Origin of the sequence: Streptomyces sp. NPDC056361, assembly GCF_042262805.1 — a bacterium.
Taxonomy (GTDB): Bacteria; Actinomycetota; Actinomycetes; order Streptomycetales; family Streptomycetaceae; genus Streptomyces.
On sequence record NZ_JBHJQI010000130.1, the window covers coordinates 1 to 25689 of the forward strand.

Sequence of the window (25689 nt, forward strand, 5' to 3'; positions counted from 1 at the left end):
CGGCCCGGACACAGTCGGCCGCGCCGTCATCGGAGTGAACCGGGGCGACTCGCCCGCCCGCCGCTCGCCCGCCGCAGCTCCCGCGCCCCACCCTGTGGCGCATGGCACGTTGTGAGGTCTGCGGAAACGATTACGGCATGTCCTTCGAGGTGCACGCGCAGGGCGCCGTGCACGTCTTCGACTGCTTCGCCTGCGCCATCCACCGCATGGCGCCCATCTGCGAGCACTGCCGGGTCCAGATCATCGGACAGGGCGTCGAGGTCGACGGCAGCTGGTACTGCGGCGGCCACTGCGCCCGCGCGGAGGGAAGGGTGGGCATCGTCGACAAGGTGTGAGCGGGACAGGACCTGAGGAAACGATCCTGGGCTCGCCTCCGGGCGAGCCGAACCCCCCTGCGTGCGCCCCGGGGACCCGGATGTACGGTCATGGGGTGTACCGCTTCCTGTTGTCCCGGCAGTGGGTGATCCTCACCCTCATCGCCCTCGTCCTCGTCCCCACGATGATCGAGCTGGGCTTCTGGCAGTTCCACCGGCACGAGCGCCGGGTCGCCCAGAACGCCCTGATCGCGGACAACGTCGCCGCCGAACCGGTACCGGTCGAGGAGCTCACCTCCCCCGGTCACACCGTCCCGCGCACCGACTACTGGCGCCGGGTCACCGCCACCGGCACCTTCGACACGGCGCACGAGGTGGTCGTCCGCCGCCGCACCAACGCCGACGACCGGGTGGGCGTGCACGTCCTCACCCCGCTGGTCCTGAAGGACGGCAAGGTCGTCCTCGTCAACCGGGGCTGGGTACCGGCCGCCTCCGACCAGCACGCCTTCCCCACGGTGCCGCCCGCCCCCGGGGGCGAGGTCACGGTCACCGGGCGGCTCAAGGCGGACGAGACCACCGGAGCCAGCGGGATCAAGGACCTGAAGGGCCTGCCGGACCGCCAGGTGATGCTGATCAGCAGCCGGCAGCAGGCCGAGCTGATCGGCCGCGAGGTGCTCGGCGGCTACGTCGAGCAGATCGCGCCCGCCTCCGCGAACGACACCCCCGAGCAGATCGGCGAACCCGACCACGACTCGATCGGCGCCCACATGGCGTACGCCGTCCAGTGGTGGCTGTTCGCGGCCGGGGTACCCGTCGGTTGGGTGATCCTCGTACGCCGGGAGAAGCACGACCGGCAGGCCGGACAGGCCTCCGACGTCCCCGGATCCCCGGAAGGCGACACGGCCGCGGTCGAGGCCGTCCCGTCCCGCTGATTGACCGGCGCCGCTTCCGGGAACAGCCCAAAGCGTGACGCAACGTATCGACGACTACGCCCTCATCGGCGATCTCCAGACCGCCGCGCTCGTCGGCCGCGACGGGTCGGTCGACTGGCTGTGTCTGCCCCGCTTCGACTCGGCCGCCTGCTTCGCCGCGATCCTCGGCGACGAGAACAACGGCCACTGGCAGATCGCGCCCAAGGGCGCCACGACCTGCACGAGCCGCCGCTACGCCGAGGACTCCCTCGTCCTGGAGACGTACTGGGAGACCCGTACGGGCACCGTCAAGGTCGTCGACTTCATGCCCCAGCGGGACAGGTCCCCGGACCTGATGCGGATCGTCGAGGGAATCAGCGGCAGCGTCGAGATGAGCGCCGTCCTGCGGCTGCGCTTCGACTACGGCTCGATCGTGCCCTGGGTGCGCCGCTCCGACGGCCACCGGGTCGCGATCGCCGGGCCGGACTCGGTCTGGCTGCGCAGCGAACCCCGTGTGAAGACCTGGGGCCAGCAGTTCTCCACCTGCTCCGCCTTCACCGTCGGCGCCGGCGAACGGATCGCCTTCGTCCTGACCTGGCACCCCTCGCACGAGCCGCGCCCCGAGCTCGTCGACCCCCACGAGGCCCTGCAGCTGACCCTCGCCGACTGGCGGGAGTGGTCGGCCCGCTGCACCTACCGGGGCCCCCACCGGGAGACCGTGCTGCGCTCCCTGATCACCCTCAAGGCCCTCACGTACGCCCCCACCGGCGGGATCATGGCCGCCCCCACCACCTCGCTGCCGGAGGAGCTCGGCGGCGTGCGCAACTGGGACTACCGCGCCTGCTGGCTGCGCGACTCCTCCCTCACCCTCGGCGTGCTCCTGGCCGCCGGGTACGTCGAGGAGGCCGCCGCCTGGCGGGACTGGCTGCTCCGCTCCGTCGCCGGCGACCCCGCCGACCTCCAGATCATGTACGGCCCCGCCGGGGAGCGCCGACTCCCCGAGACGACCCTGCCGTGGCTGCGCGGCTACGCCGACTCGGCGCCGGTGCGGACCGGGAACGCGGCCGTGGACCAGTTCCAGCTCGACGTGTACGGCGAGGTCATGGACTCGCTCCACCGCGCCCACGAGGCCGGCATCCCGGCGGAGCGGCACGCCTGGAACCTCCAGCTGAGCCTGCTCGGCTTCCTGGAGTCGACCTGGCGGGAGCCCGACGAGGGCCTCTGGGAGGTACGCGGGCCGCGCCGCCACTTCACCCACTCGAAGGTGATGGCCTGGGTGGCCGCCGACCGCGCCGTCCGCACCCTGGAGTCCGACCCGTCGCTGCCGGGCGACGCCACGCGGTGGCGGGCCATGCGGGACGAGATCCACGCCCAGGTGTGCGCCCGGGCGTACGACCCGGTGCGGAACACCTTCACCCAGTCGTACGGCTCGAAGGAGCTGGACGCCGCCACCCTGCTCATCCCGCAGGTCGGCTTCCTGCCGCCGGACGACCCCCGGGTGGTGGGCACGGTGGACGCGGTACGGGCGGAGCTGACGCACGACGGGTTCGTACGGCGCTACAGCGTCGACGCGGCGGGCGCCGTGGACGGACTGCCGGGGCAGGAGGGGACGTTCCTCGTCTGCTCGTTCTGGCTCGCGGACGCCCTGCGGCTGACCGGGCGGCCCGACGAGGCCCGCGAGCTCTTCGAGCGGCTGATCGCGCTCCGCAGCGACGTGGGGCTCCTCGCCGAGGAGTACGACCCGGCGACGGGCCGCCAGCTGGGGAACTTCCCCCAGGCGTTCAGCCACATCGGCCTGGTGGGGACCGCCCTCGCGCTCGCCGCCGAGGAGGCGGCAGGATAGGGCCATGGATCTTGGACTGAAGGACCGTGTGTACGTGGTGACGGGCGCGACGCGGGGGCTCGGCAGGGCCTCGGCGGAGGCGCTGCTCGCGGAGGGCGCCCGGGTGCTGATCACCGGGCGCGAGGAGAAGGCGGTCGCCGACGCGGTCGCCGAGCTGGGCGAGGGCGCCGCCGGGATCGCCGCCGACAACGCCGACCCGGAGACCCCGGCCCGGCTGATCGCCGAGGCGCGGGCCCGGTTCGGCGGCTTCGACGGCATCCTGATCAGCGTCGGCGGCCCGGCGCCCGGCTTCGCGGCGGACAACACCGACGAGCAGTGGACGGCCGCCTTCGACACGGTCTTCCTCGGCGCGGTGCGGCTGGCGCGCGCGGCGGCCGAGACGCTCACCGAGGGCGGGGTGATCGGCTTCGTGCTGTCCGGTTCGGTCCACCAGCCGATCCCCGGCCTGACCATCTCCAACGGCCTGCGCCCCGGCCTCGCCGGCTTCGCCAAGTCGCTCTCCAACGACCTGGGACCGCGCGGGATCCGGGTGATCGGGCTGCTGCCGAGCCGGATCGACACGGACCGGGTCCGCTCGCTCGACGCGCTCTCCGGTGACGCGGACGCGTCCCGCGCGGCGAACGAGGCCAGGATCCCGCTGCGCCGCTACGGCACCCCGGAGGAGTTCGGACGGACGGCCGCCTTCCTGCTGTCGCCGGCCGCCTCGTACCTGACCGGGCTGATGCTCCCGGTGGACGGCGGGGCGCGCAGCGGCTTCTGAGCCGCCGCGCCGTCGCACGGGAACCGGGCCCGTACCGCCCGCCCGTCCGTCTGTCCGTCTGTCCGTCTGTCCGTCTGTCCGTCTGTCCGTCTGTCCGTCTGTCCGTCAGGTGACGCGGCGGGCCCGGTGCTTGACCGCCCGCAGGCGCGCCTCGGTGGGCAGTGCGGGCAGGCCCGTCGACGTACGGGCGTGGGCGAGGGCCTGGGCGCTGAGGGTGGTCAGGGCGGCGCCCGGGGAGGCGTACGGCTCCAGGAGGAGGGCGACCCGGGTGCAGGGGGCGGTGCGGCGGCCGGTGAGGGAGATCCGGGCCTTGGCCACGCCCTCCTGGGCGGTGGCGTCCGCCTCCAGGACGCTCTCCAGGGCCCGGCCGCGCAGGATCGCCTCCTCCCCGTCGCCGGTGTCGACGAGGACCTCGGCGAGCCGGGCCCGCCGGAACTGGACGAGCAGCCACCACAGGGCGAGCAGCACGACGAGTCCGAGGACGGCGATGACCACCGGCCACCACCAGCTCTCGTCGCGCCAGTGCTGCCGTTGGGATGCCGTGAGCAGCACGTCGGAGGGGCCGGACCAGGGCCACCAGGACGGCACGGACAGGTCGAGGGCGGCGGCGAGGACTCCCGCGCCGCCGAGGACGAGGAGCAGCCCGGCGAGCCCGAGCAGGACGCGGTTGACGCGCCGGAGGACGACCCTCACCGGTGGCTCCTCTCGTGGTGCTCGGACCTCATCGGCTCATCCCTTCTTGCGCGGGCGGGCCACGCGTACCGTCAGCGCCGGCGGGTGGGCGAGGCCGAGTTCGTCGATGCCGGTGGCGAGGACCGCCTCGACGTCGGCGCGGACCTCGTCGAGTGCCCGGAAGTGCGAGACCGCCCGGACGACGGCCTTGGTCCGGCCGACGCGCACCTGGACCGACTGCACCCCGGAGACCTCCATCGCCCGGTCGCGCAGGGTCAGGGCCGCGGCCTCGCGGTCGAGACCCGCCCGTACGTCGGCGTGCTCGCGGCGCATGGGGAGGACGGCGCGGAGCCCGGGGGTGGCGGCCAGGACGAGCAGCCAGACGCCGAGCACGACGGCGACGGCGGCGCCGACGACGACCCCCGTGCTGTCCAGCGGCCGGGTCGCGAGGGCGTCGGCGAGCTCCCGCCGCCAGGCCATCGCGGGATGGTCGGCCCGCACGGCGGCCACGTCGTACAGGAGCAGCCCCGCGCCGCCGAGGACGACCGCCGCCAGCAGCGCGGCGGGGATGCGGCGCACCGCCCAGAAGCGGCGGACCGGTCCGGCGGGAGCGTCCGCGAGCACGGGTACGGGACCGGGGGCGTCCGGGCTCGCGGTCCCGGGTCCACCGGCCTGGGGCGGCTCCGTGGGCGCCGTCATGAGAGACGGTCCCGGTGAGCGGCCTGGCGGGTGAGGGGGGAGTGGAGGCGCTCGACCTGGACGTCGACCTCGTGGACCTCCATGCCGGCGAGCTCCTCCACGCGGGTGCGGACCCGGCCCCGGACGGCCCCGCACTGGCGGCCGATGTCCGTGGGGTAGTCGAGGTCGAGACTGATCGAGACCCGGGCGACGTCCCGGTGGACGACGACCGAGGCGTGCGGCCGCGAGCCGCCCGCGGGCACGGCGTCCAGGGCTTCCTTGGCCGCCTGGGCGGCGATCTTCGCGACGACCCGGTCGGCGATCTTCGTCGCCCCCCGGTCCCGCGCCAGGTCCGTCACCACCCCGTGTCACCGCCGCCGTTCGCCGCGCTCGCGACCCCGGAACAGGTCGCCCGGTTCGAGGTCGCCGTCGAGGAACCGACCGGCCACGAAGCCGATCGCCCCCAAGGCCGCGACCAGGAGAAACGCCCCGAAGCCGCCGAAGTATCCGGCAAAGCCGAGGGCCATGCCGGCCACCAGGCCGACCACCGCCATGCTCATCCTGTGCCCCTTCCGTGCCCGTGCCGCCGGAGCGGCCGCGGCTACTGGAGCCGGGACTCCGGCTCTTCTTCCTCTTCGTCGGGCAGCTTCACGTCGCTGACCGCGATGTTGACCTCGACGACTTCCAGGCCGGTCATCCGCTCCACCGCGGCGATGACGTTCTCCCTGACCTCGCCGGCGACGTCGGCGATGGAGACGCCGTAGTCGATGACGATCTCCAGGTCGAGTGCGGTCTGGACCTCGCCGACCTCGGCCTTCACGCCCCGGGTGACGCTCGCCTTGCCGCCGCCTCCGCCGGGGACCCGGTCGCGTACGGCGCCGAAGGTGCGGGAGAGTCCGCTGCCCATGGCGTGGACGCCGACGACGTCGCGTGCGGCGAGGCCGGCGATCTTCTCGACGACGCCGTCGGCGATCGTCGTCCGGCCCCGGGAGGCCGGGGCGCCGCCGCCGCGTTTGGTCACGTTGGCGCGCCGCGGTTCGTCGGGGGCGGGGTTCGTGGGGGTGGTGGCATCAGCCATGGTTTTAGCCCCTTCTGTGATAGTTCGGGGTTCCTCGCCCACACTAAGGTCGCTTGCCCCGATCCGCCCCGGGAATGCGGCAGGCTGGGGGAATGACGACGGCTGAGGGTTGGACTGCGGCGGTACGGGATCGGCTCGCGCCGGGCAGGCTGCTGCCCCTGGGGGCGGCGGCGGACGGCGTGTGGATCACGGAGCGGGCCGCGCGGACGGTGCTCGACCGGGCCGTGTCGGCCGTACGGGGGGTGGTGCCCGGCACGCTCCGGGTCGGACCCGACCCGGATGCCGATCCGGGCGCCGAGGCGGCGGCCCCGGACGCGCCTCCGGCGCCGCCGGGCGGGCTGCCGCCGGGGCCGCTGCGGATCACCGCGGATTTCGCGGCGGTGGCGGGCCGCCCGCTGCCGGAGCTGGCCGAGGAGCTGCGGTCGGCCCTGCTGGGGGCGGCGGCGGACGGGCTCGGGCTGCCGGTGGCGGGGGTGGACCTGCGGGTGACGGACCTGCTCGACACCGCGCCGGCCGCGGCCGGTCCCGCCGCTCCCCCGCCGGGGCGGCCCTCGCCGGCGACGGACGACCCGGTGGCCCTCGCGGTCCTGCGCGTCGAGGGCGTCGCGGGGGTGACGGACGCCCTGGGGCCGCCGGTGCGCCGGGGTCCGGACGGCGGGGTGCGGGTCGAGCTGGCCGTCACGGCGGGCCGGCACCCGCTGGACGTCGCCCGCGCCGTCCGGAACGCCGTGACCGCGGCCGCCGGTGGGGCGACCGCGGTCACGGTGCTGGTGTCGGAGCTGCGCTGAACGCGCGCGGGTGCGTCAGTCGCCGATCCCCGCCAGGTCGCGCAGGCGGCGGGCCTGGGCGGCGCGCTCGGCGGTGCGCTGCTCCTCGTAGGAGCGGCCGGAGACGCCCTGGAGCAGCGCCTTGGTCTCGGTGACCGCGTCGCGGGGCGCCGCGAGCAGGGCGGCGCTGAGGTCCCGTACGGCCGCGTCGAGTTCGTCGGCGGGCACGGACAGGTTGGCGAGACCGATGCGCTCGGCCTCCTCCGCGTGGACGGAGCGGCCGGTGGCGCAGATCTCGAGCGCGCGGGCGTAGCCGACGAGCGAGACGAGCGGGTGCGTCCCGGTCAGGTCCGGGACGAGGCCCAGGCTGGTCTCGCGCATGGCGAACTGCACGTCCTCGGCGACGACCCGCAGGTCGCAGGCGAGGGCGAGCTGGAAGCCCGCGCCGATGGCGTGGCCCTGGACGGCCGCGATCGACACGAGGTCGCTGCGGCGCCACCAGGTGAACGCCTCCTGGTACTCGGCGATGACCGCGTCGAGGTCCGCGTCGGAACCGCGCGCGAGATCGAGGAAGGACGGCTCTCCGTCGAAGCCCTCGGGCGTGAACGCCTGCCGGTCGAGCCCGGCGGAGAAGGACTTGCCCTCACCGCGCAGGACGACGACCCGCACGCTGCCCGGCAGAGACCGGCCGGCTTCCGTCAACGCCCGCCACAGAGCGGGAGACTGAGCGTTGCGCTTCGCCGGGTTGGTCAGGGTCACCGTGGCAACGGCGTCTTCGACGGTGAGCCGTACACCGTCCTTGTCGAATACGGGCTCGGAGTCTTCGAGCGTGGACATGGGGCGCCTCCGGTTCCTGTGCAGCACTGCATGGGGATGCTAAGTGACTGCACAGTAACCACCCGGACGACCGCAGGACCGACCGGGTGGCCACCGAGAGACCCGGTGGCCCGATCGAGCCGCCCCGACGTCAGACCGAGGCCGCCTTCTTGCCCCGTGTCGCTCCGCCGCGTCCACGCAGCGTGACTCCGGACTCGCTGAGCATCCGGTGGACGAATCCGTAGGAGCGGCCCGTTTCCTCGGCCAGCGCCCGGATGCTCGCACCGGAGTCGTACTTCTTCTTCAGGTCTGCCGCGAGCTTGTCGCGCGCGGCGCCGGTCACCCGGCTGCCCTTCTTCAGAGTCTCGGCCACCCGTGCCTCCTCATGGGAAGTGCGCTCTGGACTTCTCATGATCACCCCTCCCCGCCCTCCTGGCCACCCATTCGACAAGGTCCGTGCCGCCGGGTTTGCGGAGGAGTACGGCGTCATCACAGACGGAAGCCGGCATTCCGCAGGAACGAAACGCCGCATCCGTACCGGTCGGCATGGGAAGTGCCAGGTCAGCGACGAAAGGGGAACACACGTACGGCGCGGGTCTGCCGGAAGGATTCGGCAGAGCACCGCGCCGGGATGTACCAGAGACCCTCACTCAGATGAAGGATCACCGATGAGCCGAATGATCCAGCCCCGCATGATCACTCCGGGCTCCGGAAGCACCCCTTCGGGCGCATCCGGAGCCGTGCGCGGGGTCAGGCCAGGGACACCAGGTCCGCGTAGTCCGCACCCCAGAGGTCCTCGACGCCGTCCGGGAGCAGGATGATCCGCTCCGGGTCGAGCGCCTCGACGGCACCCTCGTCGTGGGTGACGAGGACGACGGCGCCCTTGTACGTCCGCAGGGCGCCGAGGATCTCCTCGCGGCTGGCCGGGTCCAGGTTGTTGGTCGGCTCGTCGAGGAGCAGCACGTTCGCCGAGGAGACGACCAGGGTCGCGAGCGCGAGACGGGTCTTCTCACCGCCGGAGAGCACCCCGGCCGGCTTGTCGACGTCGTCGCCGGAGAAGAGGAACGAGCCGAGCGTCTTGCGCACGTCGACGAGGTCGAGGTCGGGCGCGGCCGAGCGCATGTTCTCCAGGACGGTCCGCTCAGGGTCGAGCGTCTCGTGCTCCTGGGCGTAGTAGCCGAGCTTCAGGCCGTGGCCGGGGGTGACCTCGCCCGTGTCGGGCTGCTCGACGCCGCCGAGGAGGCGCAGCAGGGTCGTCTTGCCCGCGCCGTTGAGGCCGAGGATGACGACGCGGGAGCCCTTGTCGATGGCCAGGTCCACGTCGGTGAAGATCTCCAGCGAGCCGTAGGACTTGGAGAGCCCCTCGGCGGTCAGCGGGGTCTTGCCGCAGGGCGCGGGGTCCGGGAAGCGGAGCTTGGCGACCTTGTCGGAGGCGCGGACGGCCTCCAGGCCGGAGAGCAGCCGCTCGGCGCGCTTGGCCATGTTCTGCGCGGCGACGGTCTTGGTGGCCTTGGCGCGCATCTTGTCGGCCTGCGAGTTGAGGGCGGCGGCCTTCTTCTCGGCGTTCTGGCGCTCGCGCTTGCGGCGCTTCTCGTCGGCCTCGCGCTGCTGCTGGTAGAGCTTCCAGCCCATGTTGTAGACGTCGATCGTGGAGCGGTTGGCGTCCAGGTAGAAGACCTTGTTGACCACGGTCTCGACGAGGTCGACGTCGTGGGAGATGACGATGAAGCCGCCGCGGTAGGTCTTCAGGTAGTCGCGCAGCCAGATGATGGAGTCGGCGTCGAGGTGGTTGGTCGGCTCGTCGAGGAGCAGGGTGTCGGCGTCCGAGAAGAGGATCCGGGCGAGCTCGACGCGGCGGCGCTGACCGCCGGAGAGGGTGTGCAGCGGCTGGCCCATGACCCGGTCGGGCAGGCCGAGGGCGGCGGCGATGGTGGAGGCCTCGGCCTCGGCCGCGTAGCCGCCCTTGGTGAGGAACTCGGTCTCCTGGCGCTCGTACTGCCGCATGGCCTTGTCGCGGGTGGCGCCGGAGCCGGTCGCGATGCGCTCCTCGTTCGCCCGCATCTTCTTGAGGAGGGTGTCGAGGCCGCGGGCGGAGAGGATGCGGTCGCGGGCCAGGACGTCGAGGTCGCCGGTGCGCGGGTCCTGCGGGAGGTAGCCGACCTCGCCGGAGCGGGCGATGCTGCCGGCGGCCGGCTGGCCCTCGCCCGCGAGGCACTTGGTGAGGGTGGTCTTGCCCGCTCCGTTGCGGCCGACGAGGCCGATGCGGTCGCCCTTGGCGATGCGGAAGGAAGCGGATTCGATGAGGACGCGGGCGCCGGCGCGCAGCTCGATGCCGGAAGCGGTGATCACGGACAGACTCCAGGGCGGTGGGAAACGGCGGAAGGACGATTGGTGGCGGGCTTCGACGCCGCTAATGCACCCAGGGGAGAATGGCCATACAGCCAGTCTAACGGGCTTCTGCAACTGGTTTTCGGCCATGTGGGGCACGGGAGCACCCTCCGACCTTCCTCCCATTACCGCCGATGCCTCCCAAAAGGGGCGATGCGGTGGAGATCATCTGATACTCGGCGAAGGGCGGCGGCCACTGCCGCGGCAGTGACGCGGAGGGTGGTGGACCGTGCAGTTCGACGACGACGCCGACCTGGACACCTCGGAGGTGCGGGACGTCCGCGGCAGCCGCATCCCCGGCGGCAAGGCGACCGTCGGCGGCGGCGTCATCGGCCTCATCGCGCTGATCCTGGGCGTCCTCTTCGGTGTGGGCCCCGACCAGCTGGGGCTCTCCGGCGGCGGCGACGAGCCGGTCGCGAGCTCCTCGTCCGCGACCCAGGTGAGCCGGACCTGCCGGAAGGGCTCGGACGCCAACACCCGCGAGGACTGCCGGGTCGTCGCCGTGGTCAACAGCCTCCAGGACTACTGGCGGACCGAGTACGCGCGCCGCGGCGGCACCTACGGCAGCGCCGCCACCGTGATGTTCGCCCAGCGGGTCGGGACCGCGTGCGGCTCGGCGACCTCCGCGGTGGGGCCCTTCTACTGCCCCGGCGACCGGCAGGTCTATCTGGACCTCGGCTTCTTCGACGAGCTGCGCACCAAGTTCGGGTCGAGCGGCGGACCCTTCGCCCAGGCGTACGTGGTCGCCCACGAGTACGGCCACCACGTCCAGAACCTGATGGGGACCCTCAGCCGCGCCCAGGACGGGCGGACCGGCGCGAACTCCAACGCCGTCCGGGTCGAGCTCCAGGCCGACTGCTACGCCGGCGTCTGGGCGCGCCACGCGACGACCACCCCCGACGACCGGACGGGCCGGCCGCTGCTGACCCGGCTGACCGACGACGACATCCGGGACGGCCTGGACGCGGCGGCCGCGGTGGGCGACGACCGGATCCAGGAGCGGTTCCAGGGCCGGGTGACGCCGGAGAACTGGACGCACGGCTCGGCGGCCCAGCGGCAGCAGTGGTTCCACCAGGGCTACAGGACCGGCGACATGGCCCAGTGCAACACCTTCCGCTGACTTGTCAGTGGCGACTGCCAGACTGAGATCCAGATCACATTCGGCTGCACGAGAGGAAGCGATCGGGATGACCGGCACACCCGACATCTGTCCGGCCCTGCGGTACGAGGACGCGAAGGCGGCGATCAAGCAGCTCACGGAGGGCTTCGGATTCACCGAGCACGCCGTCTACGAGGGCGAGGACGGCCGTGTGGTGCACGCCGAGCTCGGGTACGGGAACGGCATGCTGATGCTCGGCAGCAAGGGCAGCGGCACCGAGTTCGACAAGCTCATGGCCGGCTCCGGTCCCGTCGCGGTGTACGTGCGCGTGGCCGACGTGGACGAGCACCACGCCCGGGCGGTGGCCCAGGGCATCGAGATCGTCATGCCGCCGGCGGACCAGGAGTACGGCTCCCGGGACTACACGGCCCGGGACGCCGAGGGCAACGTATGGAGCTTCGGTACGTACGCCCCCGGCGCGACGACGGGCTGACCGCCCCGGGACGGGCCCCGGCTCAGGCTCCCCCGGTGTGCACCTGGAAGGCGGCCCGGCGGACGGCCTTGGCCAGCGCCGGGTCCGGGTGGGCGGCGGCGAGGGCGACCAGCACCTGCACGGTACGGGGGTGGCCGACGGCCCTGACCTCGTCGAGCAGGGCCGGGACCGTGCCCTGCACCGCGGATTCGAGGTGTCGGACGAGCAGCGTGCTCTCGCCGTGGTCGGCGACGGCCGCCGCGGTGTCCACCCAGAGCCAGGTCGCCTCCTCGCGGGTCAGCACCTCCTGGGCGTCGTCCGGGTCCGCGCCGTCGTACTCCGCGAGCCACAGCAGCGCGTACGGGCGCAGCGAGGGCTCGGCGACGGTGGCCCGGACCTCGGCCTCGGCGGGGGCTCCGACGACCCGGAGCGCCTCGAACGCGAGCCCCCGCAGCAGGGCGTCCTCGCCGCGGGCGACGGCGAGGAGCTCGGTCACCGCGCTGGACAGGGTCCGGGCCGCGAGCCAGGCGCGGTACTCGTCGCGGGCCGGGCCCGGGGTGAGCCGGGCGCAGCCGCGGAGCATGTCCTCGGCGGACTGCTCGATGTTGCCCGCGGGGCTCTGCGCGGCGACGCAGATCTGCTCCAGCTTGACCCAGACCGCCCAGTTGCCGAGCGGGGTCAGGGTGGCGTGACGCCCCTCCGCGCCGGGGTCGAGGGTGAGCGCGCCGACGGCGGCCAGGCCCTCCAACGCCCAGTCGAGCAGGGTGGGGAGTCCGTCGGTGCCGGGGGCGGCCGTCGCCGCCTCGGGGGCCGGTTCGGCCGCGGGAACCTCGCAGCGCTCCTCGCGGAGCTCCTCGACCCGCTGGCCGAGGAGGTCGAGGAGGACCGGGACGAGGACCGGGCCCTGGGAGAGCTGGAGCAGCGAGAGCACCTGCGGGACGGCCTCGACGACCTCGGCGACGGCGCTCGGCGCGACCCCTTCGGGGGCCGGGTGGACCAGGGACCAGGCGTCGAAGAGGGCGACCCAGCCGCGCAGCACGGCGGAGTCGTCGCGGTCCCAGGCGTGCAGCCGCCAGCCGGGGCGGACGGTGTCGCCGTGCAGCTCGACGAGGCCGGCGAGCCGGGCGCGGTCCCAGCCGGCCCGGATCCGGTCGGCCGTCAGGTCCAGTGCGGCCGCGGCCCGTTCCGGTGCGGGCACGGGTCCGGAGCCGGTGCGGGCGGCGATGTCGGCCCCGTGCTCGACGGCGGCCCAGCGGGCGAGCCGTACGGCGTCGGCGAGGACCTGCCGGGCCTGGCGGGCGAGTTCCGCGCGGGGCGGAGTGCCCTCGGGCGGCCGCGGCGCCGGCCGGGTGCGCCGGGTCGTCACGGCCCGTCGGGCGGTGGCCAGCGCCCGCGGGCGGACGAGTCGGAGTCTGGAGTTGCGCGCCAATGGTTCATCGGGCTTTCGAGACGTCACGGGGGCAGTCTTCCCGCTGACGGCCCGAAAGCCCAATCGGAATCCGCAGCCCCGTCAGAACGGCCCCCGAACCGCCGCCCGGGGCGGCCCCTCGGGGGCGTCGCGCGGGCCGCCGTCAGAGCAGCGGGGTGAGGAAGCGGCGCAGGGCCTCCTCGTAGTGGACCGGGTCGGCGTTCCACATGGCCGCGTGCGGGGCCTGCCGGACCGTCCGCAGACTGACCAGGTCGGGGCGGCGGGCGGCGAGTTCGACCGACGGCTCCCAGGGGGCGATGGTGTCGTCGGGGCCGTGCAGCAGGAGGACCGGGACCCGCAGGGCGTCCGGCGCGGAGGCGGCCCGGAGGCGGTCGCCGTGCGGGCCCGTCCTGCCCTGGGCGGCGCGGACGGCGAGCGGGAGCAGCGGGCCGGGGACGTGCCGGGCCGCGGCGAGGTTGCGGAGGGTGGCCTCCCAGTCGAGGACCGGGGAGTCGAGGACGAGGCCGGCGAGCCGGTCGCGCACCCCTGATTCGGCGGCGGCCCGCAGGGCCATCGAGGCGCCGGTCCCCCAGCCGTGCAGGACGACCTGGGAGGCGCCGCGGCGGACGGCGTAGCGGATGGCGGCGTCGACGTCCCGCCACTCGGAGTCGCCGAGGTGGGCGAGGCCGTCCGGGGACGGGGGCGCGCCCTCGTCGCCGCGGTAGGCGGGGACGAGGACGGGGATCTTGCGCCGGTTGAAGAAGGGGACGACGTTCAGCGGGTGCTCGCGGGTGGTGCCGAGGCCGTGCAGGGCGATCACCCAGGTGGTGCGCGGGCCGGGGACGAGCCAGGCGGGCAGGGGGCCGAGTTCGCCCGGGATCTCGACGTCCTCGTACGGGAGGCCGAGGGCGGTGGCCGGGGTGCCGCGGTGCAGCTGGGGGGTGAGGCGGACGCGGGCGCCGGGTCCCGGGGTGCCGAGCTCGACCCGTTCGAGGCGCCGGACGACGGTGTCGGCGGCGTGCGGGACCCGGTCGAGGACGGGGCCGACGACGGCGTGCAGGCCGGGGGCCTCCAGTCCGTACGTGCCGGGGCGCAGCGAGGCGAGGCTGCGGGTGAGGGTGATCCGTTCCGGGCCCGTGGCGTGCACGGTCAGCCGGGGGTCCCCGGGCAGGGGCCGTCCGGACGGCACCTTGAGGGCGACGTCGCTGGCGTACCGGCCGGCCGCTATCGCGGCCGCGCCGACACCGATCAGGGTGGTGACGGCCGCTGCCGTCGCTGTAGCCGGGCGCACGATCCCAGTGTCGGCAGGGCGGCGGCGGGGTGCCACCGGACGGACCCGGTCGGGGGTTCCCGACCGGGTCCGTCCGCGCTCCCCCTGGGAGTGACATGGGTCTCGTCGGCGGGGTCCCCCGGTCGGATGGTCCGGTCCAGGGAGCGGAACCGGGCGGTGGGGGAGGAACCGGGGCAGGTCGCATGCGCCCGGGAACCGCCTGGATTACCCGGGGTTGCGGGGTGACCGCATCGTGGACAGGACCCCGGCCCGAGAGCTAAGCGGAATGTCTTGACACCGGATAGGGACACCACGCCGCCCGCCCCAGTTCATCTTCCGTTCACCCAGGTTGCCTACGTTCAACGAGCCACTGACGTCAAACGATTGCCTGGGTAAATGGAACACATCACGCTGCTGCTCGCCATTGTGGTCGTGACAGCTCTCGTGTTCGATTTCACGAACGGTTTCCACGACACCGCCAACGCGATGGCCACGACCATCTCGACCGGTGCACTCAAGCCCAAGACGGCGGTGGCCATGTCCGCCGTGCTGAACCTCGTCGGGGCGTTCCTGTCCGTGGAGGTCGCCAAGACGATCTCCGGCGGGATCATCAACGAAGAGGGCATTCGCACAGAAGTGATCTTCGCGGCGCTCGTGGGCGCCATCCTCTGGAACCTGCTGACCTGGCTCCTGGGCCTGCCGTCCAGCTCCTCCCACGCCCTCTTCGGCGGCCTCATCGGCGCCGCGGTCATGTCGGCCGGCTGGTCGGCCGTGAACGCCCCGACCATCGTCACCAAGGTCCTCATCCCGGCCGTCGCCGCGCCGATCGTCGCCGGCCTCGCCGCGATGCTCGCCACCCGGCTGACGTTCAAGATCGGCGCCAAGACCGACGAGAAGCACACCGCCAAGGGCTACCGCGTCGGCCAGATCGCCTCCGCCGGTCTCGTCTCCCTCGCCCACGGCACCAACGACGCCCAGAAGACGATGGGCATCATCACCCTCGCCCTGGTCACGCAGGGCGTCGTCAGCCCCGGCTCGAACCCCCCGCTGTGGGTCGTCGTCTCCGCCGGTGTCGCCATCGCGCTCGGCACCTACCTCGGCGGCTGGCGCATCATCCGCACCATGGGCAAGGGCCTCACCGACCTCAAGCCGCAGCAGGGCTTCGCCGCCCAGACCAGCGCCGCCACGGTCATCCTGGCCTCCTCGCACCTCGGCTTCTCCCTCTCCACCACCCAGTCCTGCTCGGGTGCCGTGATGGGTGCCGGCCTCGGCCGCAAGGGCGGTGTCGTCCGCTGGTCGACCGCGACCCGCATGTTCGTCGCCTGGGGCCTGACCCTGCCCGCCGCGGGCCTGGTCGGCGCCGGCGCCGAGTTCCTCACCAAGCAGGGCACCTGGGGCATCGCCGCCGTCGCGGTCCTGCTGGTCGCCGGCTCGGCCGTCATCTGGGCGCTGTCCCGCCGCAAGCCGGTCGACCAGCACAACGTCACCGCCGACGACCTGGACGCCGACGCCGAGCCCGCGGGTGTGGTGACCACCGCCATCGCGGCCGTCACCCCGCCGCCGGCCGGCTCCGTCGCCGCCGTCGCGGACGAGGACCTCAAGACCACCATCCCCGCGCCGGCTCCCATCGACCCGGCCGCTCCCCCGGCCCCCGCCGCAGCGGTGTAAGGAACCAACGACATGAAGATCGACTGGGCAGCTCTCGGCTCCGTCTTCGGAGTCAGCCTCGTGGCGACCGTCGCCCTGGTGAGCCTCTTCACCCTCGGCGTCATCGGCCTCTCCAAGCAGGAGCAGGCCGCCGCCCAGGGCGGCTCCGCCACCCTGGCCCGCACCGGCGCCTACGCCTGCTTCGCCCTGTGCCTGGCGGCCGTGGCGTACGGCATCTACCTGATCGTCGTCTGACGGTCCCCGGTACCTCGGCCGGGCGGTCCGCACCTCGGGTGCGGGCCGCCCGGTCGTCGTGTTTGTGGTGCTTCGCACAGTGACGCGGCGCAGGTCAAGGGTGAGTTGACGGGTGTTCTCGGGCCGTGGTGGACTGCCGAGGCCATTACGGCGGCAGCAGAGGAAGCCCGGTGCGAATCCGGCGCGGTCCCGCCACTGTGACCGGATCCGAAGGGTCCGGGAGCCAGGAACTCGCGCCGCCCGTCACGTCGATCCAGGGCGCGGACCCTGAGTGAGGACATAGCGCCATGCCCGGCTGCAGCCGCAGCGTTTCCCGAGCCACCGGTGTCTTCGCGTACGGAGCGGCCCTCGGCCTCGCCGTCGACCGGCTCGTCGGCGATCCCCGACGCGGACACCCCGTCGCCGTGTTCGGCCGGGCCGCGGCCGGCGTCGAACGGGCCCTGTGGCGCGACCACCGCGGCTGGGGCGCCCTGCACACCGCCGTCTGCGCCGGCACCACCGCGGCGGCCGGCGCCCTCGCCGCCCGCACGGTGCGCGGCAACCGCGCCGCCTCCGTCGCCCTGACCGCCGCGGCCGTCTGGGCCGTCGTCGGCGGTACGACGCTGGGGCGCGAGGCCCGCGCCATCGGCGGCGCGCTCGCCGCCGGGGACCTGGAGGCGGCCCGCGAGCGGCTGCCCCACCTCTGCGGCCGCGACCCGCACTCCCTCGACGGTCCCGCGATGGCCCGCGCGGTCGTCGAGTCCGTCGCCGAGAACACCTCCGACGCCGTGGTCGGCGCCCTGTTCTGGGGCGCCGTCGCGGGCGTGCCGGGACTCGTCGGCTTCCGGGCCGTCAACACCCTCGACGCGATGGTCGGGCACAAGTCCCCCCGCCACCGCCGCTTCGGCTGGGCCTCGGCCCGGCTCGACGACGTGGCCGGCTGGCCCGGGGCCCGGCTGACCGCCGCCCTCGCGACCGCCGCCGGCGACGATCCGCGCGGAGCCGTGCGGGCCTGGCGGGCGGACGCGGCGAAGCACCCCAGCCCCAACGCGGGCCCGGTCGAGGCCTCCTTCGCGGGCGCCCTCGGCGTGCGGCTCGGCGGCACCCTCGCGTACGGCGGGCGGGTCGAGCACCGACCCGTGCTGAACGGGGAGGGGCGGGCCGTCGAGGTCGCCGACATCGAGCGGGCGGTCAGGCTGTCCCGCCGGGTCACCGGACTGACCCTGGCCGCCTGCGTGGGCGGCCGGCTGATCGTGAGCGCGCTGAAGCGGAGGAACGCATGAGGGGTGGCGGACTGCTCGTCGCCGGGACCACGTCGGACGCCGGCAAGAGCGTCGTGACGGCCGGCATCTGCCGCTGGCTGGTCCGGCAGGGCGTCAAGGTCGCGCCGTTCAAGGGACAGAACATGTCCCTCAACTCCTTCGTCACGAGGGAGGGCGCCGAGATAGGCCGGGCCCAGGCCATGCAGGCGCAGGCGGCCCGGGTGGAGCCGACCGCCCTGATGAACCCGGTGCTGCTCAAGCCCGGCAGCGACCGCTCCAGCCAGGTCGTCCTCATGGGCAAGCCGGTCGGCGAACTGAGCGCCCGCGGCTACCACGGCGGCCGGCAGAAGGAACTCTTCGAGCCCGTCCTCGCGTGCCTGGAGGAACTCCGGGGCATGTACGACGCCGTGATCTGCGAAGGGGCGGGCAGTCCGGCCGAGATCAACCTGCGGCGCACGGACATCGTGAACATGGGCATCGCGCGGGCCGCGAAGCTGCCCGTGGTCGTCGTCGGCGACATCGACCGGGGTGGCGTCTTCGCCCAGTTCTTCGGCACGACGGCGCTGCTGAGCCCCGAGGACCAGTCCCTCGTCGCCGGCTACCTGGTGAACAAGTTCCGGGGCGACGTGACCCTGCTCGAACCCGGCCTCGACATGCTGCACGACCTCACCGGGCGCCGGACCTTCGGCGTCCTGCCGTACGCCCACGGGCTCGGCATCGACGAGGAGGACGGCCTCCGGGTCTCGCTGCGCGGCACCGTACGCGAGTCCGTCGTCGCGCCGCCGGTCGGTGCCGACGTGCTGCGGGTCGCCGTCTGCGCCGTACCGCTGATGTCCAACTTCACCGACGTCGACGCGCTGGCCGCCGAGCCCGGTGTCGTCGTCCGGTTCGTGGACCGGCCGGAGGAGCTCGTCGACGCCGACCTGGTCGTCGTGCCCGGCACCCGGGGGACGGTCAAGGCGCTGGCGTGGCTGCGGGAGCGGGGGCTCGCCGGCGAGCTGGCCCGGCGCGCGGCCGAGGGCCGGCCGGTGCTCGGCATCTGCGGCGGCTTCCAGGCGCTCGGCGAGCGCATCGAGGACGACGTCGAGTCGAAGGCCGGCGTGGTCGACGGACTCGGGCTGCTCCCCGTACGGGTGCGGTTCGGCGTCGAGAAGACCCTCGCCCGGCCGGTCGGCGAGGCGCTCGGCGAGCGCGTCGAGGGGTACGAGATCCACCACGGCGTCGCGGACGTGCGGGGCGGCGAGCCGTTCCTCGACGGCTGCCGCGTCGGCTCCGTCTGGGGCACCCACTGGCACGGCTCGCTGGAGAGCGACGGCTTCCGCCGGGCGTTCCTGCGCGAGGTCGCGGCGGCGGCGGGACGCCGGTTCGTCCCCGCCCCCGACACCTCCTTCGGCGCCCTCCGCGAGGAGCAGCTCGACCGCCTCGGCGACCTGATCGAGGAGCACGCCGACACCGACGCGCTCCTCCGGCTCATCGAGGAGGGAGCCCCGGCGGGGCTGCCGTTCGTGCCACCGGGCGCGCCGTGAGCGCGCGCCCCGCCCCGACTTCCGTACCTCTCGAAGGAGTGACCGCCCGATGAGCACCCGCTACCCGTTCACGGCCGTCGTCGGCATGGACGACCTGCGGCTCGCGCTGCTGCTGAACGCGGTCTCCCCGGCGGTGGGCGGCGTGCTCGTCCGGGGCGAGAAGGGCACCGCGAAGTCCACGGCCGTCCGCGCGCTCGCCGAACTGCTGCCGTCCGTGCCGGTCGTGGCGGGCTGCCGGTTCAGCTGCGACCCGGCCTCGCCCGACGCCGGCTGCCCGGACGGGCCGCACGACGACGCGCCCGGGACCGCCCGGCCCGCGCGGATGGTCGAGCTGCCCGTCGGGGCCTCCGAGGACCGGCTCGTCGGCGCGCTCGACATCGAGAAGGCGCTCGCCGAGGGCGTGAAGGCCTTCGAGCCGGGGCTGCTCGCCGCCGCGCACCGGGGAATCCTGTACGTCGACGAGGTCAACCTCCTCTCCGACCACCTGATCGACCACCTGCTCGACGCCGCCGCCATGGGCGCCTCCCACGTCGAGCGCGAGGGCGTCTCCGTGCGGCACGCCGCGCGGTTCCTGCTCGTCGGGACGATGAACCCCGAGGAGGGCGAGCTGCGGCCGCAGCTGCTCGACCGGTTCGGGCTGACCGTGGAGGTCGCGGCCTCCCGGGTGCCCGAGGAGCGGGTGGAGGTCGTACGGCGCCGGCTGGCGTTCGAGGACGACCCGGCCGGCTTCGCCGCGCGGTGGGCGGGCGAGGAGAGCGCGCTGCGCGAACGGATCGTCGCCGCGCGGGAGTTGCTGCCGCAGGTGGCGCTCGGGGACGCGGTGCTGCTGCAGATCGCCGCGACCTGCGCCGCGTTCGACGTGGACGGCATGCGGGCCGACATCGTGATGGCCCGGACGGCGACCGCGCTCGCCGCCTGGGCGGGGCGGACCGAGGTCACCTCGGAGGACGTGCGGCAGGCCGCGCTCCTCGCGCTCCCCCACCGGCGGCGGCGCAATCCGTTCGACGCCCCGGGCCTCGACGAGGACAAGCTCGACGAGACCCTGGAGCAGTTCAAGGGCGAGGAGCCCGACGAGGACCCGGAGCCGGACGGTCCCGGTGACGGGGGGCCCGGCGACGGGGGTCCCGGTGGCGGCCCCGAGGGCGGCGGCATCCCGCCGCAGGGCGAGGGGCCCGCGCCCGAGGACGCGCCGGCGCCGGAGGACCTGCCGGCGCCCGCGGACGCGCCGGCGCCCGCGCCGCAGGGGTCGGGGGCCGGCGAGCGGGCCGCGGTGAAGGCCGCGGAGCCGTTCCGTACGCGGATGCTGAGCGTGCCCGGCCTCGGCGAGGGCGCGGCCGGGCGCCGTTCCCGCGCCCGCACCGAGCACGGCCGCACGACGGGCTCGACCCGGCCGCGGGGCGCCCTGACCAAGCTGCACCTGGCGGCGACCGTGCAGGCCGCGGCGCCGCACCAGCGGGCGCGCGGGCGGTCCGGACCCGGTCTGGTGGTCCGCAGGGACGATCTGCGGCAGGCGACGCGGGAGGGGCGGGAGGGGAACCTGGTGCTCTTCGCCGTGGACGCCTCCGGTTCGATGGCGGCGCGGCAGCGGATGAGCGCGGTCAAGGGCGCGGTCCTCTCGCTGCTGCTCGACGCCTACCAGCGGCGCGACAAGGTCGGCCTGGTCACCTTCCGGGGCCGGGACGCCGAGGTCGCGCTGCCGCCGACCTCGTCCGTGGACGCGGCGGCCGCCCGCCTCGAACAGCTGCCGACGGGTGGCCGCACGCCGCTCGCGGCCGGGCTGCTCAAGGCCCACGACGTGCTGCGGATCGAACGGCTGCGGGACCCGTCGCGCCGGCCGCTGCTCGTCGTCGTGACCGACGGCCGGGCCACCGGCGGAAGGGCGGCCGGCGACCCGGTGGCGCTCGCCGCCCGGGCCGCGCGGCTGCACGCCGCCGACGGCACGGCGAGCGTGGTCGTGGACTGCGAGACCGGACCGGTGCGCCTCGGGCTCGCCGGGCAGCTCGCCCGCGAACTCGGCGGCACCGCCGTGACCTTGGACGAGCTGCGCGCCGAATCGATCGCCGGCCTCGTCAGAGACGTACAGGCAGCAGGACAGACAACGCAGACAGCATGGAGGGCCGCTTAATGCCGCAGGGACAGCCGACCGTCGTGCCCGACGACGGTCTCACCACCCGTCAGCGCCGCAACCGCGCACTGGTGATGGTGCACACGGGCGTCGGCAAGGGGAAGTCGACCGCCGCCTTCGGCATGGCGCTGCGCGCCTGGAACCAGGGCTGGCCGATCGGGGTGTTCCAGTTCGTCAAGTCCGCCAAGTGGAAGGTCGGCGAGGAGAACGCCCTCAAGGCGCTCGGCGCGACCGGCGAGGGCGGCACGGTCACCTGGAACAAGATGGGCGAGGGCTGGTCCTGGATCCAGCGCGAGGTCGCCGACGGCGAGCAGTCCCACGAGGACAAGGCCCGCGAGGGCTGGGAGCAGGTCAAGCGGGACCTCGCCGAGGAGAAGTACAAGTTCTACGTCCTCGACGAGTTCGCCTACCTCCTGCACTGGGGGTGGATCGACGTCAAGGAGGTCGTCGAGGTGCTCCGCGACCGTCCGGGCCACCAGCACGTCGTCATCACCGGCCGCAACGCGCCGCAGGAGCTGCTCGACTTCGCCGACCTCGTCACCGACATGTCCAAGGTCAAGCACCCGATGGACGCCGGTCAGAAGGGCCAGCGGGGCATCGAGTGGTAGCACGTCTCGTCATCGCCGCGCCCTCCTCGGGCGCGGGCAAGACCACGGTCGCGACCGGCCTCATGGCCGCGTTCGCCGGCCGTGGCCTGGCCGTCTCCCCGCACAAGGTCGGCCCCGACTACATCGACCCCGGCTACCACGCCCTGGCCACCGGCCGGCCGGGCCGCAACCTCGACGCGTACATGTGCGGTACGGGGCGGATCGCGCCGCTCTTCCTGCACGGGGCGCGCGGCTGCGACCTGGCCGTGGTCGAGGGGGTGATGGGCCTGTACGACGGGGCCGCCGACCAGGGCGAGCTGGCGTCCACCGCGCAGGTGGCGAAGCTCCTCAAGGCGCCGGTGGTGCTCGTCGTCGACGCGTCGTCGCAGTCGCGGTCGGTGGCGGCGCTCGTGCACGGGTTCGCGTCGTGGGATCCGGAGGTGCGGATCGGCGGGGTGATCCTCAACAAGGTCGCCACGGACCGGCACGAGCATCTGCTGCGGGAGGCGCTCGGGGAGTCGGGGGTGCCGGTGCTCGGTGTGCTGCGGCGTGCTCCGGCGGTCGCCACGCCGTCGCGGCACCTCGGGCTCGTGCCGGTGGCCGAGCGGCAGGCGCAGGCCGTGGAGGCGGTGGCGGCGCAGGCGGAGCAGGTGCGGGCGGGGTGCGATCTGGAAGCGCTGCTGGCGTTGGCTCGCAGTGCGCCCGAGCTGCACGCGGAGCCGTGGGTGCCGGAGGTCGGGGAGCGGCTGCACGCCGGTGGTTCCGGTGTGCCCACCCGTTCCGCCCTTGCGGAACGATTGCCCACACCGCGGGTGGCCGTCGCCGGTGGCGCGGCGTTCACGTTCTCGTACGCGGAGCACACGGAGCTGCTGACCGCCGCCGGGGCCGAGGTCGTGACCTTCGACCCGCTGCGGGACGAGGCGCTGCCCGAGGGGACGAGCGGGCTCGTCATAGGCGGCGGCTTTCCCGAGATGTACGGGGAGCAGCTGTCCGCCAACGAGCCGCTCAGGAAGGCCGTGGCCGAGCTCGCCGCGTCGGGGGCGCCGGTCGCGGCGGAGTGCGCGGGGCTGCTGTACCTGGCGCGGTCCCTCGACGGCAACCCCATGTGCGGGGTGCTGGACGCCGACGCGCGGATGTCGGAGCGGCTCACGCTCGGGTACCGGGACGCCGTCGCGGTGAACGACAGCGTGGTCGCCCCGGCCGGGGCGCGGATGCGGGGGCACGAGTTCCACCGCACCGTGATCGAGCCGGGGGCCGGGGCGCTGGCCGCGTGGGGGCTGCGGCAGCCGGAGCGGCGCGTGGAGGGGTTCGTGCAGGGCGGGGTGCACGCGAGTTACGTGCACACGCACTGGGCGGGGTCCCCGGAGGTCGCCGCGCGGTTCGTGGAGCACTGCGGGTGAGATCAGCCGCCGGAGAGGCCCACCACGAGCCAGATGAAGGCCACGCCCCCCACCGTGCACAGCAGGGTGGAGCGGGCGGGGTGTTCGTGGTGGGCCTCGGGCAGGATCTCGGCCGCGGCGAGGTAGAGCAGGGCGCCGCCGAAGAACCCGAGATAGCTGCCGAGGAGTTCCTCCGGAAGGGTGAACAGCAGGGTGGAGGCGGCGCCGAGGAGCGGGGCGACGGCGTCCGCGACGAGCATGGCGACGGCCTTGCGGCGGTCGTTCCCGTAGAGGCTCGTGATCGTGTACGTGTTGAAGCCGTCGGCGAAGTCGTGGGTGATGACGGCGAGGGCGACGGTGGCGCCCATGCCGCCGCCGATCTGGAAGGCGGCGCCGAGGGCGATGCCGTCCATGAGGCTGTGGCCGACCATCGCGGCGGCGGCGGTGAGGCCGACCTGCGGGACCCTGTCGTGCGGGCCGACGCCGTGCGCCGCGCTGCGGACGGCGAGGAGACGCTCCATCACATGGGCGAGGAGGAAGCCGCCCACGAACAGCAGCAGGGCCTCCGGCACTCCGAAGACCTCGCGGCCCGCGGCCTCCAGGGCCTCCGGCAGCAGGTCGAGTCCGACGACGCCGAGCATGAGTCCGCCGGCCAGGCCGAGGACCAGGTGGCGGCGGTCGGTGACGCGCTGCGCGACCCAGCCGCCGAAGAGCGTCATGAGGAACGCGCCGAGCGCGACGACTACAGCCATGGGCCTTTGCTATCCGATGCGGCGCCGTCCGCGCACCTCGGCGTCGGGGCCCGGCCGGGCGTCCCGGTGGACGAGGTCCTCGCACTGGTGGACGCCGTCCTGCGGGAGGCGCGGCTGACGCGGGCCCGGGTCCGGTCGCTCGGGACGCTGGACGCGCGGGCGGCGGAGCCGGGGATCGTGGCGGCCGCGGCGGCGCTCGGCGTGCCGGTGCGCGGCTTCCCCGCGGAGGCGCTGGCCGCCGTGTCCGTACCGCATCCGTCGGCGCTGCCGCTGGCCGCGACGGGCACGGCGTCGGTGGCGGAGGCGGCCGCGCTCCTGGCGGCCGGCGCGGACCCGGGCGCGGGTGGGGGTACGGGGACGGGTGGGGGTACGGGGATGGGGCCGGGGACCTTACCGGTCGGCAGCGGTGGCGGGGCCGTGCTGCTCGTGCCGAAGCGGAAGTCGCGTCGCGTGACGTGCGCATTAGCCGCTTCCGCCCCGTTTCGTCCGAACGAAGACGCCCCGGGCGTACGGTTGTTGCCCTCGGCTCACGGGTACATCGCTGGCGAGCCCGGCTCACCCCCCACCATCCCCACCCCCCACACGACGGCGGCCATGGACACGCACACGGATACCGACGCCCACGACCTGCGCCACCACGGTGACGCCGAGGTCAGGGACGAGAAACTCATCGATCTGGCGGTCAACGTCCGGACGAACACCCCGCCGGACTGGCTGCGGGAGCGCATCGCCGATTCGCTGACCGGTCTGGCGGCCTACCCCGACGGCCGTGCGGCGCGGGCGGCGGTCGCCGAGCGGCACGACCTGCCGTCGAACCGGGTGCTGCTCACGGCCGGCGCCGCGGAGGCGTTCGTGCTGCTGGCGCGGGCGCTGGAGGTGCGGCGGCCGGTGGTGGTGCACCCGCAGTTCACCGAGCCGGAGGCGGCGCTGCGGGACGCCGGGCACGAGGTGCGCCGGGTGGTGCTGCGCGAGGAGGACGGTTTCCGGCTGGATCCTGCGGCGGTGCCCGAGGACGCTGACCTGGTGGTGATCGGGAACCCCACGAACCCGACCTCGGTGCTGCATCCGGCCGCGTCGATCGCGGCGCTCGCCCGGCCGGGGCGGACGCTGGTGGTGGACGAGGCGTTCATCGACGCGGTGCCGGGCGAGCGGGAGTCGCTGGCCGGTCGGACCGACGTGCCGGGGCTCGTGGTGCTGCGGAGCCTCACCAAGACCTGGGGGCTCGCCGGGCTGCGGATCGGCTATGTGCTCGCGGAGCCGGAGACGGTCGAGGCCCTGGAGCGGGTGCAGCCGCTGTGGCCGGTGTCGACGCCGGCCCTGGTGGCGGCGGAGGCGTGCATGTCGCGGGCGGCGCTCGCGGAGGCCGAGCACGCGGCGCACCGGATCGGGGTGGAGCGGGCCCATCTGCTCGCCGGCCTGGCGGAGTTCGACGAGGTGCGGACGGTGGCGGGGTCCGAGGGCCCCTTCGTGCTGATCCGGATCGACGGGGCGGACGCGGTGCGGGAGACGCTGCGGTCGCTGGGGTTCGCGGCCCGCCGGGGCGACACGTTCCCGGGGCTCGACCGGAACTGGCTGCGGCTCGCGGTGCGGGACCGGGCGACGACGAACCGTTTCCTCCAGGCCCTGGACCAGGCGCTCCTGATCGGCGGCTGAGGGGCGCGGACGAAGGGGTTCGGGGAGGGCGACGGCGTCGCCCTCCCC

Annotated in this window: 26 protein-coding genes and 1 riboswitch; of the genes, 15 read left to right on the forward strand and 11 right to left on the reverse strand. The window is 74.2% G+C overall.

The genetic code is table 11. The annotated features are described in order from the left end of the window. Positions 1 to 101: 101 nt before the first annotated feature. From ACFCY7_RS31310 to ACFCY7_RS31325, 4 genes are all read left to right on the forward strand, one after another. Positions 102 to 335 (forward strand): hypothetical protein, encoded by a 234-nt coding sequence (locus ACFCY7_RS31310; protein WP_376489435.1) that lies wholly within the window; start codon positions 102 to 104, stop codon positions 333 to 335. 95 nt (positions 336 to 430) lie between these two features. After that, positions 431 to 1246 carry an SURF1 family protein gene (locus ACFCY7_RS31315; RefSeq protein WP_376489436.1) on the forward strand — a complete coding sequence of 272 codons (816 nt, stop codon included), beginning with the start codon at positions 431 to 433 and terminating at the stop codon, positions 1244 to 1246. 34 nt (positions 1247 to 1280) lie between these two features. Then, complete coding sequence (locus tag ACFCY7_RS31320; protein WP_376489437.1) at positions 1281 to 3068, forward strand: glycoside hydrolase family 15 protein; 1788 nt, start codon at positions 1281 to 1283, stop codon at positions 3066 to 3068. Positions 3069 to 3072: 4 nt separating this feature from the next. Beyond that, positions 3073 to 3828, forward strand: a complete 756-nt coding sequence (locus ACFCY7_RS31325) for an SDR family oxidoreductase (protein WP_376489438.1) — start codon at positions 3073 to 3075, stop codon at positions 3826 to 3828. 105 nt (positions 3829 to 3933) lie between these two features. Here the strand turns inward: ACFCY7_RS31325 and amaP are convergent, their stop codons facing one another. The 5 genes from amaP to ACFCY7_RS31350 are packed head-to-tail and all read right to left on the reverse strand — an operon-like array spanning position 3934 to position 6256. Then, complete coding sequence (amaP, locus tag ACFCY7_RS31330; protein ID WP_376489439.1) at positions 3934 to 4521, reverse strand: alkaline shock response membrane anchor protein AmaP; 588 nt, start codon at positions 4519 to 4521, stop codon at positions 3934 to 3936. A gap of 36 nt (positions 4522 to 4557) precedes the next feature. Continuing rightward, positions 4558 to 5199 carry a DUF6286 domain-containing protein gene (locus ACFCY7_RS31335; RefSeq protein ID WP_376489440.1) on the reverse strand — a complete coding sequence of 214 codons (642 nt, stop codon included), beginning with the start codon at positions 5197 to 5199 and terminating at the stop codon, positions 4558 to 4560. Next, positions 5196 to 5540 (reverse strand): Asp23/Gls24 family envelope stress response protein, encoded by a 345-nt coding sequence (locus tag ACFCY7_RS31340; RefSeq protein WP_376489441.1) that lies wholly within the window; start codon positions 5538 to 5540, stop codon positions 5196 to 5198. The genes ACFCY7_RS31335 and ACFCY7_RS31340 overlap by 4 nt, the downstream gene beginning before the upstream one ends. A 6-nt stretch (positions 5541 to 5546) precedes the next feature. After that, positions 5547 to 5738, reverse strand: coding sequence for a hypothetical protein (locus ACFCY7_RS31345; protein WP_376489442.1), 192 nt, complete (start codon positions 5736 to 5738; stop codon positions 5547 to 5549). Between the two features lie 41 nt (positions 5739 to 5779). Next, positions 5780 to 6256: an Asp23/Gls24 family envelope stress response protein gene (locus ACFCY7_RS31350; RefSeq protein ID WP_376489443.1), complete on the reverse strand. Its 477-nt coding sequence runs from the start codon at positions 6254 to 6256 to the stop codon at positions 5780 to 5782. Positions 6257 to 6348: 92 nt separating this feature from the next. On the opposite strand from ACFCY7_RS31350, the gene ACFCY7_RS31355 reads away from it, so the two are divergent. Then, entirely contained in the window at positions 6349 to 7044 is a 696-nt protein-coding gene (locus tag ACFCY7_RS31355; protein ID WP_376489444.1) for a hypothetical protein, read from the forward strand. 15 nt (positions 7045 to 7059) lie between these two features. Here ACFCY7_RS31355 and ACFCY7_RS31360 read toward each other — a convergent pair whose 3' ends face one another. The 3 genes from ACFCY7_RS31360 to ACFCY7_RS31370 all read right to left on the reverse strand — a co-directional run bounded on the left by ACFCY7_RS31360 (position 7060) and on the right by ACFCY7_RS31370 (position 10188). After that, positions 7060 to 7860, reverse strand: a complete 801-nt coding sequence (locus tag ACFCY7_RS31360; RefSeq protein WP_376489445.1) for an enoyl-CoA hydratase/isomerase family protein — start codon at positions 7858 to 7860, stop codon at positions 7060 to 7062. A gap of 130 nt (positions 7861 to 7990) precedes the next feature. After that, positions 7991 to 8212 carry a helix-turn-helix domain-containing protein gene (locus ACFCY7_RS31365; RefSeq protein WP_024756249.1) on the reverse strand — a complete coding sequence of 74 codons (222 nt, stop codon included), beginning with the start codon at positions 8210 to 8212 and terminating at the stop codon, positions 7991 to 7993. Between the two features lie 377 nt (positions 8213 to 8589). Then, a complete protein-coding gene (locus ACFCY7_RS31370; protein WP_376489446.1) occupies positions 8590 to 10188 on the reverse strand; it encodes an ABC-F family ATP-binding cassette domain-containing protein in 1599 nt (532 codons plus the stop codon). Between the two features lie 268 nt (positions 10189 to 10456). Here ACFCY7_RS31370 and ACFCY7_RS31375 point away from each other — a divergent pair, with 268 nt between their 5' ends. Both ACFCY7_RS31375 and ACFCY7_RS31380 read left to right on the forward strand, forming a co-directional pair. Continuing rightward, positions 10457 to 11347: a neutral zinc metallopeptidase gene (locus tag ACFCY7_RS31375; RefSeq protein WP_376489447.1), complete on the forward strand. Its 891-nt coding sequence runs from the start codon at positions 10457 to 10459 to the stop codon at positions 11345 to 11347. A 67-nt stretch (positions 11348 to 11414) separates the two neighbouring features. Then, positions 11415 to 11819, forward strand: coding sequence for a VOC family protein (locus tag ACFCY7_RS31380; protein WP_376489448.1), 405 nt, complete (start codon positions 11415 to 11417; stop codon positions 11817 to 11819). A 22-nt stretch (positions 11820 to 11841) separates the two neighbouring features. Here the strand turns inward: ACFCY7_RS31380 and ACFCY7_RS31385 are convergent, their stop codons facing one another. Both ACFCY7_RS31385 and ACFCY7_RS31390 read right to left on the reverse strand, forming a co-directional pair. Then, positions 11842 to 13254 (reverse strand): hypothetical protein, encoded by a 1413-nt coding sequence (locus tag ACFCY7_RS31385; protein ID WP_376489449.1) that lies wholly within the window; start codon positions 13252 to 13254, stop codon positions 11842 to 11844. Positions 13255 to 13369: 115 nt separating this feature from the next. Further along, positions 13370 to 14497 carry an alpha/beta hydrolase gene (locus tag ACFCY7_RS31390; protein WP_376489450.1) on the reverse strand — a complete coding sequence of 376 codons (1128 nt, stop codon included), beginning with the start codon at positions 14495 to 14497 and terminating at the stop codon, positions 13370 to 13372. 375 nt (positions 14498 to 14872) lie between these two features. Here ACFCY7_RS31390 and ACFCY7_RS31395 point away from each other — a divergent pair, with 375 nt between their 5' ends. From ACFCY7_RS31395 to ACFCY7_RS31425, 7 genes are all read left to right on the forward strand, one after another. Beyond that, positions 14873 to 16144 carry an anion permease gene (locus ACFCY7_RS31395; RefSeq protein ID WP_376489451.1) on the forward strand — a complete coding sequence of 424 codons (1272 nt, stop codon included), beginning with the start codon at positions 14873 to 14875 and terminating at the stop codon, positions 16142 to 16144. 12 nt (positions 16145 to 16156) lie between these two features. Further along, positions 16157 to 16378: a hypothetical protein gene (locus tag ACFCY7_RS31400; protein WP_376489452.1), complete on the forward strand. Its 222-nt coding sequence runs from the start codon at positions 16157 to 16159 to the stop codon at positions 16376 to 16378. A 158-nt stretch (positions 16379 to 16536) separates the two neighbouring features. After that, positions 16537 to 16611: riboswitch (cobalamin riboswitch) on the forward strand. A gap of 54 nt (positions 16612 to 16665) precedes the next feature. Beyond that, positions 16666 to 17640, forward strand: coding sequence for a cobalamin biosynthesis protein (locus ACFCY7_RS31405; protein WP_376489453.1), 975 nt, complete (start codon positions 16666 to 16668; stop codon positions 17638 to 17640). After that, positions 17637 to 19145 carry a cobyric acid synthase gene (locus tag ACFCY7_RS31410; protein WP_376489454.1) on the forward strand — a complete coding sequence of 503 codons (1509 nt, stop codon included), beginning with the start codon at positions 17637 to 17639 and terminating at the stop codon, positions 19143 to 19145. The genes ACFCY7_RS31405 and ACFCY7_RS31410 overlap by 4 nt, the downstream gene beginning before the upstream one ends. Positions 19146 to 19194: 49 nt before the next feature. Further along, a complete protein-coding gene (locus ACFCY7_RS31415) occupies positions 19195 to 21270 on the forward strand; it encodes a putative cobaltochelatase (RefSeq protein ID WP_376489455.1) in 2076 nt (691 codons plus the stop codon). Continuing rightward, positions 21270 to 21878, forward strand: a complete 609-nt coding sequence (cobO, locus tag ACFCY7_RS31420; RefSeq protein ID WP_376489456.1) for a cob(I)yrinic acid a,c-diamide adenosyltransferase — start codon at positions 21270 to 21272, stop codon at positions 21876 to 21878. The genes ACFCY7_RS31415 and cobO overlap by 1 nt, the downstream gene beginning before the upstream one ends. Beyond that, a complete protein-coding gene (locus tag ACFCY7_RS31425; RefSeq protein WP_376489457.1) occupies positions 21872 to 23257 on the forward strand; it encodes a cobyrinate a,c-diamide synthase in 1386 nt (461 codons plus the stop codon). Before cobO ends, ACFCY7_RS31425 begins: the two co-directional genes overlap by 7 nt. 2 nt (positions 23258 to 23259) lie before the next feature. On the opposite strand, the gene ACFCY7_RS31430 is transcribed toward ACFCY7_RS31425, so the two are convergent. Next, a complete protein-coding gene (locus tag ACFCY7_RS31430; protein WP_376489458.1) occupies positions 23260 to 23988 on the reverse strand; it encodes a ZIP family metal transporter in 729 nt (242 codons plus the stop codon). A gap of 6 nt (positions 23989 to 23994) precedes the next feature. Between ACFCY7_RS31430 and cobC the strand changes: the two genes are divergently transcribed. Next, complete coding sequence (cobC, locus tag ACFCY7_RS31435; RefSeq protein WP_376489459.1) at positions 23995 to 25641, forward strand: Rv2231c family pyridoxal phosphate-dependent protein CobC; 1647 nt, start codon at positions 23995 to 23997, stop codon at positions 25639 to 25641. Positions 25642 to 25689 lie beyond the last annotated feature (48 nt).